General features: G+C 69.1%; 14 protein-coding genes. 9 read left to right on the plus strand and 5 right to left on the minus strand.

The features are described 5' to 3' along the window. Positions 1-14: 14 nt before the first annotated feature. The 5 genes from hisI (at position 15) to F790_RS0110505 (ending at position 5,617) form a co-directional block, all read left to right on the plus strand. A complete protein-coding gene (gene hisI, locus F790_RS0110485) occupies positions 15-446 on the plus strand; it encodes a phosphoribosyl-AMP cyclohydrolase (RefSeq protein ID WP_018870556.1) in 432 nt (143 codons plus the stop codon). Positions 447-469: 23 nt separating this feature from the next. Then, positions 470-1,885, plus strand: a complete 1,416-nt coding sequence (gene cysS / locus F790_RS0110490) for a cysteine--tRNA ligase (protein WP_019589561.1) — start codon at positions 470-472, stop codon at positions 1,883-1,885. Continuing rightward, positions 1,860-2,555, plus strand: a complete 696-nt coding sequence (locus F790_RS0110495) for a DUF1007 family protein (RefSeq protein ID WP_019591630.1) — start codon at positions 1,860-1,862, stop codon at positions 2,553-2,555. Before cysS ends, F790_RS0110495 begins: the two co-directional genes overlap by 26 nt. Before the next feature lie 42 nt (positions 2,556-2,597). After that, entirely contained in the window at positions 2,598-3,719 is a 1,122-nt protein-coding gene (locus F790_RS0110500) for a nickel/cobalt transporter (RefSeq protein WP_019591631.1), read from the plus strand. A 77-nt stretch (positions 3,720-3,796) separates the two neighbouring features. Further along, complete coding sequence (locus F790_RS0110505; protein ID WP_019591632.1) at positions 3,797-5,617, plus strand: long-chain fatty acid--CoA ligase; 1,821 nt, start codon at positions 3,797-3,799, stop codon at positions 5,615-5,617. Between the two features lie 12 nt (positions 5,618-5,629). Here F790_RS0110505 and scpB read toward each other — a convergent pair whose 3' ends face one another. From scpB to F790_RS0110520, 4 genes are read right to left on the minus strand one after another with little or no spacing between them, the layout of a single operon-like run. Continuing rightward, positions 5,630-6,286 (minus strand): SMC-Scp complex subunit ScpB, encoded by a 657-nt coding sequence (gene scpB, locus F790_RS0110510; RefSeq protein ID WP_019022345.1) that lies wholly within the window; start codon positions 6,284-6,286, stop codon positions 5,630-5,632. A 34-nt stretch (positions 6,287-6,320) separates the two neighbouring features. Beyond that, positions 6,321-6,479, minus strand: a complete 159-nt coding sequence (locus F790_RS14270; protein WP_081617424.1) for a DUF2256 domain-containing protein — start codon at positions 6,477-6,479, stop codon at positions 6,321-6,323. 7 nt (positions 6,480-6,486) lie between these two features. Then, a complete protein-coding gene (locus F790_RS0110515) occupies positions 6,487-6,873 on the minus strand; it encodes a thiol-disulfide oxidoreductase DCC family protein (protein WP_019022344.1) in 387 nt (128 codons plus the stop codon). After that, on the minus strand, positions 6,866-7,195 hold the full coding sequence (locus F790_RS0110520; RefSeq protein ID WP_018870549.1) for a hypothetical protein: 330 nt from the start codon (positions 7,193-7,195) through the stop codon (positions 6,866-6,868). The genes F790_RS0110515 and F790_RS0110520 overlap by 8 nt, the downstream gene beginning before the upstream one ends. 212 nt (positions 7,196-7,407) lie before the next feature. Between F790_RS0110520 and mtgA the strand changes: the two genes are divergently transcribed. The 4 genes from mtgA (at position 7,408) to F790_RS0110540 (ending at position 12,076) form a co-directional block, all read left to right on the plus strand. After that, a complete protein-coding gene (gene mtgA / locus F790_RS0110525; protein ID WP_019591633.1) occupies positions 7,408-8,148 on the plus strand; it encodes a monofunctional biosynthetic peptidoglycan transglycosylase in 741 nt (246 codons plus the stop codon). Between the two features lie 69 nt (positions 8,149-8,217). Then, positions 8,218-10,527, plus strand: a complete 2,310-nt coding sequence (locus F790_RS0110530; protein WP_019591634.1) for a mechanosensitive ion channel domain-containing protein — start codon at positions 8,218-8,220, stop codon at positions 10,525-10,527. Between the two features lie 86 nt (positions 10,528-10,613). Beyond that, on the plus strand, positions 10,614-11,300 hold the full coding sequence (locus tag F790_RS0110535; RefSeq protein WP_019591635.1) for a zinc metallopeptidase: 687 nt from the start codon (positions 10,614-10,616) through the stop codon (positions 11,298-11,300). A gap of 176 nt (positions 11,301-11,476) precedes the next feature. Continuing rightward, a complete protein-coding gene (locus tag F790_RS0110540; RefSeq protein WP_019022340.1) occupies positions 11,477-12,076 on the plus strand; it encodes a hypothetical protein in 600 nt (199 codons plus the stop codon). A gap of 100 nt (positions 12,077-12,176) precedes the next feature. Here F790_RS0110540 and malQ read toward each other — a convergent pair whose 3' ends face one another. Beyond that, positions 12,177-13,667, minus strand: a complete 1,491-nt coding sequence (gene malQ / locus F790_RS0110545) for a 4-alpha-glucanotransferase (protein WP_019591636.1) — start codon at positions 13,665-13,667, stop codon at positions 12,177-12,179. Between the last annotated feature and the right edge of the window lies 1 nt (position 13,668).

Raw genomic sequence — 13,668 nt, forward strand, 5'->3', positions numbered from 1 at the left:
TTGAACGACCCGCCATGTTCAAGAACCTGGAAAAAGCCCCGGCCGGCCACCACGAGCCGCTCGCCGATGTCCTCGACCGCGTCCGCTTCAACGCCGACGGGCTGGTGCCCGCCATCGCCCAGCAGGGCGACAGCGGGGAGGTCCTGATGATGGCCTGGATGAACCGCGAGGCCCTGGAGGAGACCCTGCGTACCGGGCGGGTCTGCTACTGGTCGCGCTCGCGCGGGGCGCTGTGGCGCAAGGGCGAGTCATCCGGCCAGGTCCAGCAGCTGCATTCCCTGCATCTGGACTGCGACGGCGACACCGTGCTGGCGAAGGTCGATCAGACCGGCCCCGCCTGCCACACCGGGCGGCGCAGCTGTTTCTATCTGCAGGTCGACGGCGATCAGGTTGCCGTGACCAGCGACCCGCAGATCGACCCCGAAACCCTCTACGGCGCCTCCTGAAACCGCGACAAGGAACACCGACCATGGCCGACGCCAGCGCACCGCAGCTCGTCATCCACAACACCCTCGGGGGGCAGCGCGAGCCCTTCGTTCCCGCCGACCCGCAGCGGGTGACGATGTATGTCTGCGGGCCGACCGTGTACAACCGCGTGCACGTGGGCAACGGCCGCCCGGTGGTGGTGTTCGACGTGCTGTTCCGCGTGCTGCGCGCGCTGTACGGCCCGGAGCACGTGGTCTACGCCCGCAACATCACCGACGTGGACGACAAGATCAACCAGGCCGCGCGCGAGAACGACGAACCCATCGCCGCGCTGACCGAACGCTTCACCCGGGCCTTCCACGAGGACATCGCGCGGCTCGGCACCCTGGAGCCGACCCTCGAGCCCCGGGCCACCGATCACGTCAACGAGATGATCGCCCTGATCGAGGACCTGCTCGCGCGCGGCCACGCCTACGCGGCAGACGGCCACGTGCTGTTCGACGTGACCTCCTGGCCCGCCTACGGCGCCCTGTCCGGGCGTACCCTGGAGGCGATGCAGGCCGGGGCCCGGGTAGAGGTCGCCGACTACAAGCGCCATCCCGGCGACTTCGTGCTGTGGAAGCCCGCCGGCGCGGACGAACCCGGCTGGGACAGCCCCTGGGGCAACGGGCGCCCGGGCTGGCACCTGGAGTGCACCGCGATGATCCGCACCCATCTGGGCCGCAGCATCGACCTCCACGGCGGCGGCCACGATCTGGTGTTTCCGCACCACGAGAACGAGATCGCCCAGGGCTGCGCGGCCGAAGGCTGCGACGAACACGGCGGCCATTACGCGCGTTACTGGATGCACAACGGACACGTGACCATCGAAGGCGAGAAGATGTCCAAGTCGCTGGGCAACTTCCGCCTGCTGCACGACCTGCTGCAGGTCTGGCCCGGCGAGGTCCTGCGCCTGGCGCTGCTGTCGCGCCATTATCGCGCGCCGCTGAACTTCTCCGAGGACACCCTGGAACAGAGCCGCAACGCGCTGGACGGCTTCTACCGTCTGCTGCGCGAACATGCCGGGGTCGTGGCCACCCCCGCCGATGCGGCGGACACCCCGGTCTTCACCGCATTGCTGGACGATCTCGACACCGCCGGGGCGCTCGCCGCCCTGCACCGCATGGCGGATGCCCTGCAGGCCGCCGACAGCGAGGACGAACGCGCCCGCCGCAAGGGCGAGCTGCTGGCCGCCGGCGAGCTCCTGGGCCTGCTGCAGCAGGACCCGGAGGCCTGGTTCCGCGGCGACGTCGCCGATGATGCCGATCTCGCCGCATGGGTGGAGGAACGCATCGCCGCGCGTGCCGAGGCGCGGCGCGCGCGGGATTTCGCCACCGCCGATGCGATCCGCGACGAGCTGACCGCCAGCGGCATCGAACTGGAGGACACGCCGGATGGCACCCGCTGGCAACGCGCCTGAGCGGGCTGTCCGCAGCGCCAGCCGGGCACGCGCCCGGCTGGCGCTGGCGCTCCTGATCGCGGTGGCCGCCGGCCTGCCCGCGATGGCCACCGCCCACCCGCATGCCTGGATCGACCTGCGCGTCACGCTCGACTTCGACGCCGACGGCCGACTGGCCTCGATGCACCAGTTGTGGGTCATCGACCCGACCTACAGCCACATGCTGCTGGAGGAGATGACCCGCGACATGGACGGCGATGCCGGCATCGACTCGGTGCTGGATAAGGTCGGCCCGCGCATGCTCGACAACCTTGCGGAATACGACCACTTCACCGAACTCGAGGCGGACGGCGAAACGCTGGACACCCCGCCCGCCGAATCCCCCGAGCTGCGCCTGGAGGACCGGCGCCTGCACCTGGGCTTCGAGATCCCGCTGGACCGGCACGACATCGGCGCCGCAGAGGATTTCACCTACCGCGTCTATGACCCCACCTACTGGATCGAGATCCGCCATGACCCCGGTGACGTGATCCAGGTGAACCGCGGCGACGGCTGCCGGGTCGAACTCGAGGAACCACGCCCGGATCCACAACTGGTGCGTTATGCCGCCACCCTGGAACGCGAATCCCGCAGCCCGATCGAAGATCTCGGACGCCATTTTGCCGAGATTGCGCGCCTGGAATGTGAATGACGTCGGGTTCCTCGCGCCATTGCTACGTTATAAAATAACGAAATGATCCGACACGCCCTCTCTCGCAACCGCCGCCCGGGACGGGCCGCAGCGGTCCTGCTGCTCCTGCTCGGCATCCTGCTGCCCGCGCTCGCGCTGGCCGGCCACCCCCTTGGCGGCGGCCCGGAGTCCGACGCGGATGCCGATGCCACGGAACAGCCACCGCCCGCCGAAACGACGGGACCCGCCGATGCCCCGGACGCTCGCGCCGACGCCGGGCTCCCGGGAGGGGATGACGCCGGACCGCTGGAACGGCTGGTCGGCTGGGTCCTGCATACCCAGCGCCAGCTGCACCGCGAACTGACCCGGGGACTGCACGGGCTGCGCGACGCGCCCTCGGCACAGGCGGGCGCCCTGCTGATCCTCGTGAGCTTTCTCTATGGGGTCTTCCACGCCGCAGGACCGGGGCACGGCAAGGCGGTGATCACCACCTACCTGCTGACCCAGCCGCAGAACCTGCGCCGCGGCATCGCCCTGTCGGCGGCGTCATCGCTCGCCCAGGGCGTCACGGCCATCCTGCTGGTCGGGCTGCTGGTCGGCCTGCTCGGCTGGCTGACACGCGAGACCCTGGGACAGGTCCGCCACCTGGAGATCGCCAGCTTCGCTCTGGTGGGACTGCTGGGCGTCTGGCTGATGGGGCGCGCCCTGCGGCAGGCGTGGCGGCGCCGGGCAGCTACCGCGCACGGGCATGACCACGGGCACGGGCATGACCACGGGTACGGGCATGACCACGAACATGACTGCGGCTGCGGCACACCCCACCACGTCGACCCCGATCACAAGGGCACCTGGTGGGGCACCGTGCTGGCCGTGGGCATCCGCCCCTGCTCCGGCGCCGTGCTGATCATGGCGGTATCCGCGGCCGTCGGTCTGGTCTGGGCCGGCGTGGCGGCCGTGCTCGCGATGTCCGCGGGCACCGCCATCACGGTCTCCGTGCTGGCCATGCTCGCGGTCTACGCGCGCGACTGGACCCGGCGGCGTTTCACCGGCACCCGCGCCGCGCGCCTGACCTGGATCGGGCCGGCCTTCGGCCTGACCGGCGGCGCGATCATCGCGGTACTCGGCTTCAGCCTGGTGCTGGGGGCCGTGGCCGCGGGCCCGGCGATGCATCCGCTCGGCATGTAGGGCGGCCGTCCCGCGCTTGCCCCCGCCCCGCGCCGTCCTCTACTTTGCAGGGCAAGACCAGTCCAGCGAGACCGTGCATGTCCAACGCCCGGGTCCACCCCGCGACCATCCGTCCGGAAGACGCCCCCACCCTGCCGGCGCTGTTCCGCGCCCGCGTGGCCGCGACCCCCGATGCCCCGGCCTACCGCCAGTTCGACCCCGAGCGCGAGGAATGGACCTCCAGCAGCTGGGGCGAGATGGGCCGCACGGTCGACCGCTGGCAGGCTGCGCTGGCCACCGAGGGCCTGCGGCCGGGCGACCGCGTCGCCATCATGGTCGGCAACTCGCGCGAGTGGATCGCCGCCGACCTCTCCGCCATGGAAATGGGACTGGTCACGGTACCGCTGTACACCGATGACCGTCCCGAAAATGTCGGTTACATCATCGGGCAGACCCAGGCGCGCGCCCTGCTGATCGGCGACACCGTGCATGGCCGCCGCCTGCTGGAGCATCTGGAGAAGATGCCGTCGCTCAAGCGCTTGGTGCGCCTGAGCGACAACGCGGGCACCTCGGGCGATCCGCGGGTCCTGCCACTGGAAGACTGGCTGCGGGGCGGCGACCCGTCCGCGATCCGCTATCCGGAACTCGACCCCGACGCCCTCGCGACCATCGTCTATACCTCCGGCACCACCGGCCGGCCCAAGGGCGTGATGCTTTCGCACCGCAACATCGTGGAAAACGCCTGGGCCTCGTCCCTCACGGGCCCGCTCGGACCGTCCGACCGTTTCCTGTCGTTCCTGCCGCTGTCGCACATGCTGGAACGCACCGCCGGCTGCTACATGCCCATGATGGTCGGGGCCGAGGTCGCATTCGCCCGCTCGATCCAGCGCCTGGGCGAAGACCTGCAGACCATCCGGCCGACGGTGCTGATCTCGGTGCCACGGATCTACGAACGCGTGCACGGGCGAATCCGCGCCGGTCTCCGGCAGAAGTCGGCGCTCGGCCGCTGGCTGTTCGAGAAGACCGCCGCCGTCGGCTGGCGCCGGTTCGAACACCAGCAGGGCCGGGGTCGCTGGTCCCCCGCCTTCCTGCTGTGGCCACTGCTCGACCGCCTGGTCGCGCGCAAGGTACTCGACCGCCTGGGCGGCCAGGTGCGTTTCGCGGTCTGCGGCGGGGCCCCGCTTCCTCCGCCGGTGGCGCAGCTGTTCATCGGGCTGGGGCTGCCGGTACTGCACGGCTACGGCATGACCGAGGCCGGCCCGGTGGTCACCGTGAACACCCCGGACGACAACCTGCCCGCCTCCATCGGCAAACCGTTGAAGGACGTCGAAGTACGCATCGGTGAAAACCACGAGCTGCAGACGCGCTCGAACTGCGTGATGCTGGGCTACTGGAAAAATGAAGAGGCCACGCGCGAGACCATCGACGCCGACGGCTGGCTGCGCAGCGGCGACCAGGCGCGCATCGACGACACGGGCCACGTGTTCATCACCGGCCGGATCAAGGACATCCTGGTGCTGACCAACGGCGAGAAGGTACCGCCGGCGGACATGGAAATGGCCATCGGCCTCGACGGCCTGTTCGACCAGATCATGGTGGTGGGCGACGGCCAGCCGTTCCTCACCGCCCTGATGGTCCCCGAACCGGACGCCTGGCAGACCTTCGCCTCCGACCAGGGGATCGACCCGGCGATTACCGGCGAGCCGCCGCGCAAGGCGGAACGCGCGATCCTCGACCGCATCCACCACCAGCTGGAGGACTTCCCCGGCTACGCGCGCATCCGCCACGTGTACGTAATCCACGAACCGTGGAGCGTGGAGAACGGCATGATGACCCCGACCATGAAACTCAAACGGCCGGTGATCCGGGAACACTACCGCGAGGCGATCGAGACCATGTACAACGGCCGCGACCGCTGAAGGAAACGCTGATCAGGACGGTTCCCGGGATTCGCCGGCTTCCGCTGCGTCCCCCTCCCCGTCGCCGTCATCGTCGGCCTCATTGGCCTCGTCGGTCGCCAGTGACAGCCCGGCGTCCGTGGCCACGTCGGCCAGATCGCGGATCTCGTCCAGCGGCGGCAGCTGGTCCAGGGCCTGCAGTCCGAGATCGTCGAGGAAGGTGCGGGTGGTGCCGTACAGCGCCGGTCGCCCCGGCAGCTCCTTGTGCCCCACCACGTAGATCCATTCCCGTTCCTGCAGCCCGCGCATGATCCCCGAACTGACCGCCACCCCGCGCACCGATTCGATCTCGGCGCGGGTGACCGGCTGGCGATAGGCGATGATCGCAAGCGTCTCCAGCAACGCGCGCGACAACCGCTGCGGGCGTTCCGGCCGCGCCGCGCGCACGCTGCCCGAGTACTGCGGCCGGACGCGGAAACGATACCCGCCGGCCGAACGCACCAGTTCGATCGCGCGGTCGGCATAGCGCGTCTCCAGACGCGCCAGCGCCGCTTCCACCGACGCGCGCTCGACCTCGCCCGATTCCGCGCAGGCGGCGCGCAGATCGCGCAGGGGTACGGGTTCGGTGGCGGCAAAAAGAACCGCCTCCAGGGTCAGCTCCAGCTCGTCGGGCGCATCGTGTCGGGACATCGGCCCTCCCGGGCATGCCTGGACCAGGCCACGATTATACCGGACCGCGCCGGCCCCGCATCCGCCGGCAGCGCTGCGAGCAGTATTTCACCTCGTCCCAGCAACGCGCCCATTTCCGCCGCCAGGTGAACGGACGGCCGCAGACCACACAGGTCTTCTGCGGCCTTTGCGGCCCGCGCGCCGCGCGGCTCACCGGGGCCTCACTGCGGCGGGCAGACCCCGTCGCGACAGCGGGAACGCCAGCGCGAACGGGCGAACACGTTGTACACCCGGTCCATCAGCCAGACCACCGGCGGCAGACGATGCAGCACCGCCCCCGCCACGCGGTAGTACGGCAGGTGCCGCCAGGTGGCGACGAAGGCGTAAGCCCCGCTCACCACCCGGCCGTGTTCGTCCACCGCATGCATGCGCCGCATGGCGTCCTCCCACGCGATGCCGCGACCTTCCAGCGCCGCGGCGTCCGCATGGATGTCCCGCCAGTCGATCCGCCCGGCCGTGTCCAGGCGCCGGTAGTGGCCGATCTCGCGGCGGCACAGCGGGCAGCCGCCGTCAAAGAACACCACGGGCCGTTCGCGCGGTTCAGGCATGGCCGACGGGCCCGCTCATTTCGTGGCGCGCCTCGGGCAGCGCCCGGAGCGCACGCTCCACCACATCGCGCGCGAGACCGCGGGTCATCTCGCCGTCGGCGGGGATCATTTCCGTGCGCACCGCCAGCGCCATCGCCAGCGCCTGCAGCAGATCACCGTTGCAGGTGTCACCCAGCACCGCCACTTCGTGATCCACCGTGGTCAGCACGCGATCCAGCAACTGCTGCACGCGCACGGCCGAATCGGTCTCGGGATGCAGCGCGAACTCGAAGGTCAGCTGCTCCCCGCTTCCGCTGGTGTAGCGATACGGCAGGTATTCCATGGCTCGCCTCCTTGTTGTCTCTGATGGGCCGGAACGCGTCCGGCCGGCCTGTCGCGTGATCCGCGGCGAATGGCGATCTCCGTGATCCTTGGGCCGTGCGGAGATCACGGAGTTCGCCACAGCCGGACCTTTCCTGCGCTATTCTTGCTTCCGATGAAACGGTACTCCGGGTACAACCACCACGAAACCCCGACGGCGGAGCGGCGCCCGCGATGATGCTCCTGGGTCGACGTCGCCGCGCCCGGCCACCGGGGCCGCTGCGCTACCTCTTGTGGCTGCTCGTCGCCCTGCTGGGGCTGATGCTGGCCGCGGTGGTCGCGGTGCTGCTGTATTTCGCCCGGGTCGATCCACCTTACGGCATGGCGATGGTCACGGCCACCGACCGCGCGGCCGCCTCCCGGCACCGGCCCGTGTGGCGCTCGCTGGACGAACTGCCGGACGCCGTGCTGCTGGCGGTGATCGCGTCCGAGGACCAGCGCTTCCCGCGGCACCGCGGATTCGACTGGTCGTCGGTGCGCCAGGCCCTGACCGACCACGCGCGCGGCGGACGCCTGCGCGGGGCCTCGACCATCACCCAGCAGACCGCCAAGAACCTGTTTCTCTGGCATGAGCGTTCCTGGCTGCGCAAGGCCCTGGAGGCGGGTCTGACCGTGGGCATGGAACTGCTGTGGTCGAAGGAGCGCATCCTCGAGGTCTATCTCAACCTGGCCCAGTGGGGCCCCGGGATCTATGGCATCGAAAATGCGGCACAGCATTATTTCGACGTCCCCGCGAGCGAACTGACCCCGCAGCAGGCCGCGCGTCTGGCGGCCATCCTGCCCTCCCCCGGACGCCTCGATCCGGTGACCCCGGGCGAAACCCTCGAGCGCCGCATTGCGTGGATCGAGGAGCAGATGAGGGTACTGGGACCCGGCTGGCTGCGGCCGGTGCGGGAATCCCCGGGGAAACACTGAACGGGACTTTGGTCCGGGCTTACGGACCTTTACACTGCGAAGTTCCATCCCGCCCGTCCGAGGTTCCGCGTGGCCGCACCACTTCGCTCGCCGCAGCACCTGCTTTTCGCCTTCCTGGCCCTGCTCCTGATCACGCTGGCCCTGACCACCGGCCCGGCCATGGCGGACGACGCCCCCTCCTCCGCCGAGACCCACGCGGCCCTGATCGAGCTGCTGGAAGACCCGGAGGCGCGGGAACGGCTGCTGGAGACCCTGCGCGCGGAGGGAGGCGCCGCGGATCCGGCGGAGAGCACGGCGGAAGACGAAACCGCCGAACAGGCGGTGACCCTGCCCCGCCGCATCGCCCGGCTGACCCAGGGGCTGGCCGAGGGCACGGTGGCCGAGGTCCGCGCGCTGGGCACGGTGGCCGAAGACACCGTTGCGCAGCTGCGCGCCATCGACCCGATCCCCTTCGGCATGGCGGTCGGAGACCTGGCGATCATCATCCTGATCACCCTGGTGATCTACTGGGTCCTGCGCCGCGTGGCGTCGCCGATGTTCGGCGGCATCGATCGCTGGGTCCTAAACGCGGCCGAACAGTACCGCCTGCTGCGGACCCTGCCCGGGGTCGGCCTGGCCGCGATCATCGACTTCGTGGCGGTGGTCCTGGCCTGGGTTGCCGGCTACGGCCTGGCGCTGTTCGTACTGGGCGAACCCGGCGCCATGGAGACCCGGCATTCACTGTTCCTCAATGCCTTCCTGCTGATCGAGCTGGCGCGCGCCGCGCTGCGGCTGATCTTCGCCACCCGCTACCAGGGCCTGCGACTGCTGCCCATGGCCGGGGAAGAAGCCGCCTACTGGAACGCCTGGCTCGCGCGCATCGTGTCCTACATCGGTTACGGCCTGCTGCTGCTGGTGCCACTGACCGGCATGCATGTCTCCGCGGAGGCCGGCCGGTCCCTCGGCCTGCTGGTGATGCTGACGGCCTTCCTGTACGCCGCCACCATCATCCTGCAGAACCGCCAGCGGGTGCATGACCGGCTGATGATGCTGGCGAACCGCTCGTATTTCTCGTTCACCCGCATCGTCACCAGCCTGCTGGCACGGTCCTGGCACCTGCTGGCGCTGCTTTATTTCCTCGCCCTGACCGTCGTCAGCATCGTCCGCCCGGACGACGCGCTGCCGTTCATGGCCGCGGCCACGCTGCAGACCCTGATCGCGGCCTTCGTCGGCTTTTTCATCGCGACCCTGCTGACCCAGATCATCGGGCGCGAGATCGCCATCCCCGACGAGACCCGCGAGAAGTTCCCGCTGCTGCAGGCCCGTCTCAACGCCTATGTACCGCGGGCCCTCAAAACCATGCGTCTGGTGATCCTGCTGATCGTGCTCGCGGTCATCGCCGACGGCTGGGGCGCGTTCAACCTGTTCGACTGGGTGCGTTCGGATGCCGGAGCGCTGATCCTCGGCACGGCGATCTCCGTCGCCCTGATCCTGCTGGCGGTGGCGCTGGTATGGCTGGTGTTCGCCAGCTGGATCGAGCACCGGCTCAACCCCGCGACCGGCGACGGCGAGCCCACCGCGCGCGAGCAGACCCTGCTCACCATCTTCCGCAATGCGGTGGCGATCGCCCTGCTGGTATTCACCGTGATGATCGTGCTCGCCGAGCTCGGCATCAACATCGGCCCCCTGCTGGCCGGCGCTGGCGTACTGGGCCTGGCCATCGGCTTCGGCGCGCAGAAGCTGGTGCAGGACATCATCACCGGGGTGTTCATCCAGCTGGAAAACGCCATCAACGTCGGCGACGTCATCACCGTTACCGGCACCACCGGCACGGTGGAGAAACTCACCATCCGCTCGCTCGGGCTGCGCGACCTCGCCGGCACCTACCACCTGATCCCGTTCTCCGCGGTGGATGCGGTCTCCAACTACATGCGCGAATACGCCTACCACGTGGGCGAGTACGGGGTGGCCTATCGCGAGGACATCGACGAGGTCATCGTCCGCCTGCGCGAGGCCTTCGAGGAGCTCAAGCAGGACCCGGAACAGGGCCCCAACGTGCTCGACGAGATGGAGGTGCACGGAGTCACCGCGCTGGACGACTCCTCGGTCAACATCCGCATCCGCATCAAGACCGCGCCCGGCACCCAGTTCGGCCTGGGCCGCGCGTTCAACCGCCTGGTCAAGCGCCACTTCGACGCTGCCGGCATCGAGATCCCGTTCCCGCACACCACGCTGTACTTCGGCGAGGACAAGGACGGCTCGGCGCCGGCCGCCAACCTTCGGGTACTGGAATCGCGGCGCGTGCCCGAAGCGGATACCGACGATACCGATTACTCGCGGGATCGCCGGGCACGCCCCAATCCGAAACACAAGGGCGACTACGACGACGTCGACGAATGACGGACCAGTGACCGGCCGGCCGGTATACGCCCCGCGGGCTGCCGGGGGTTCTTGGACCGGCGGGCCGCTCCGGTGAAGATCATGGCATGCGTCTGCTGATCCTGGTCATACCGCTGCTCCTGCTGATCGCCTGGCTGCCGGGCTGGTGGGTTCGGCGCACCATGGAGAAATATCACCGCCCCGAAGACCGCTACCGCCACAGCGGAGCGGCCATGGCGCGCGAGCTGCTGCACCGCCATGGTCTGACCCATATGGACGTGGAGACCACGAAAGACGGCGACCACTACGACCCCGGCGACCGCACGGTGCGGCTGTCGCAGGAGAACTATCACGGCCATTCGCTGACCGCGGTCACCGTGGCGGCCCACGAGGTCGGCCACGCAGTGCAGCACGCACGGGGCTATCGACCGCTGCAGCTGCGCGGCACCCTGGTGGCCGCCACCCGTCACGCCCAGCGGCTGGGCGCGATCCTGATGATCGGCATCCCGATCATCACCCTGATCACCCGCCACCCGGCGCCGGGGATCCTGTTCTTCCTGGCCGGCGTGCTGTCGATGGGCATGGCGGCGCTGGTCCATTTCGTGACCCTGCCCACGGAACTGGACGCCAGTTTCCGTCGGGCGATGCCCATGCTGCGCGAGGGCGGCTACCTGCACGAGCCGGATTACCGCCACGCGGAGCGCATCCTGCGTGCCGCCGCGTATACCTATCTCGCCCAGTCACTCGCCAGCCTGCTCAACATCGCCTCGTGGTTCCGCTACCTGCGGCGCTGATCGGGCGAGTCGCCCACCAATGGAACGCAAGGGCCTCCTGCGCGGTCTCTCCACCACCGCCACAGCCGGCATCATGCCCCGTTGGCGGGCCGACACCCGGCCCTCGAGGCTGTTAAGCTGTGGTTCATCACTCGCCTTCAGAGTGGCAAGAGACATCCTTTCAGGAGAGCAGTACGATGCAGAAACATTCCCGGTCGATCATCGGCCTGACCGCCGCCGCAGTCCTCGCACTGGCCAGCGGCATGGCCCACGCCCAGGGCATGGGCCAGGGCATGGGCGGCCAGCAGCAGCCGCAGCAGGGCGGCCCGCAGATGGAGATGCAGGAACTCCAGCAGACCCTCGCGCAGACCCAGCAGCAGGCCATCGAAAACAACCCCGAGCTGGAGCGCAAGGGCGAGGAACTGGAACAACTGGTCCTCGACAAGATGGAAGCCGCCGGTTTTGAACCGCGTTCCGATCTGGACACCCTGGAATCCGCCGAGGAAGGCCTGCGTGATCCCGACCTGAGCGCGGAAGAACGCCAGCAGCTGATCCAGTCCGAAGACGTTCAGCAGGCGCAGCGCAACCTGCAGGAAGCCCAGCAGGCCGTAGCCGAGGATCCGGAGATCCTGGACGCCCAGGAATCCCTGCGGGAAGACCTGATGAGCGCCATGCGCGCGGAAAACGCCGACATTGACGATGTCATCGAGCGCATGGAAGCCCTGCAGCAGGAAATGATGCAGCAACAGCAGCCCGGGGGTGGCGGTGGCGCGCCCGGCATGGCGCCCCAGCGGTAAATCCGATCACGCGCATTTCCCGCGTCGGATCCGAAGGCCCGGTCACCTGACCGGGCCTTTTTCGTTTCCGCCGAGGCCTCCCCTCGGACCGGCCGGAACGTCAGCCCTGCCCGCCCTCGGGCAGCCGGCCGTGCGCCTCGGCCAGTGCCCGCATCTCGCCGGCACGTTCCCCGGGCACCCACTCCCAGTCAAAACGCCAGTCCCAGTTACCCTCCACCGTCCCGGGACGGTTCATCCGGTGTTCGCTGTCCAGCTCGAGCACGTCCTGCATCGGCAGGATCGCGATACGCGCCGGCGAGGCGTACGCCGTGCGGATCAGCGGCCAGGGCATGGTGTCGGCCGCATCTTCCGGTTCCCCCAGGACATTCAGCACGTGCTGCTGCATGGGTTCATCCAGTGACGCGAACCAGCCCACGGTGGTGTCGTTGTCATGGGTGCCGGTATACACGGCGCTCATCTCGTCATGATTCGCCGGCAGGTACGGGTTGGCCTCGCCGCCCTCGAACGCGAACTGCAGGATCCGCATGCCGGGAAAATCGAAGCGCTCGCGCAGCGCAGTGACCTCCGGCGTAATCACCCCCAGATCTTCGGCCAGCACCGGCAGGTACCCGAGTTCGTCGGCCAACGCGTCGAAGAATTCGGCACCGGGCCCCTCGAACCAGTAACCCCGGGTCGCGTCCGGCTCCTCGGCCGGGATTGCCCAGCTCGACTCGAACCCCCGGAAGTGGTCGATCCGCAGGGCATCCACCGTCTCCAGCGCCCGCCGCACGCGAAGGATCCACCAGGCGTAGCCGGTCTCGGCGAGGCGGTCCCAGCGGTACTGCGGATTGCCCCAGCGCTGTCCGGTCTCGGAGAAATAATCCGGCGGCACCCCGGCCACGGTGCGCGGCTGTCCCTGCGCATCCAGGTCGAACAGCTCGCGATTCGCCCACACGTCCGCCGAATCATGGGCAACGAAGATTGGCATGTCCCCCAGCAGCATCAGTCCGCAATCGTTGGCATGGCGGCGCAGCGTACGCCACTGATCGGCGAACACGAACTGCACGAAGCGCACCTGCTCCAGCGCCTGCGCTTCTTCGCGGGCCACCCGCGCCAGGGCGTCCGGGTGGCGATCGCGGAACTCCGGGTCCCATTCCCACCAGGGGCGATCGTCGTGACGCGCCCGGATCACGCAGAACAGCGCGAAGTCATCCAGCCAGATCGGCCCCTGTTCCTCGAGAAACGCACGGCAGGCCGAATGCAGCGCATGTTCCTCCCGTGCCACCGCCTCACCGGCCCGTTGCAGCAGTTCTTCCACCGGGCGGCCGTCATCGACGATCCCGGTCGCCTCCGCCAGCCGCGCCGGATCGATCATTCGCGGATCCCCGGCAAAGGCCGAGATGCTGGCGTAGGGAGAACCATCGCTCTGCACCGGGTGCAGCGGCAGGATCTGCCACAGGGTGAATCCCGCCGAAGCGGCCCAGTTGACGAAGCGAAACGCGTCGTCGCCCAGGGTGCCCACCGGATGCGGCCCCGGCAGCGAGGTCGGGTGCAGCAGCACGCCGGCACGCCGACGCTGCAGCAGCGGATTGGAATGCTGCGTTTCTTCCATC

The organism is Thioalkalivibrio sp. ALE20 (assembly GCF_000381405.1).
GTDB lineage: Bacteria > Pseudomonadota > Gammaproteobacteria > Ectothiorhodospirales > Ectothiorhodospiraceae > Thioalkalivibrio.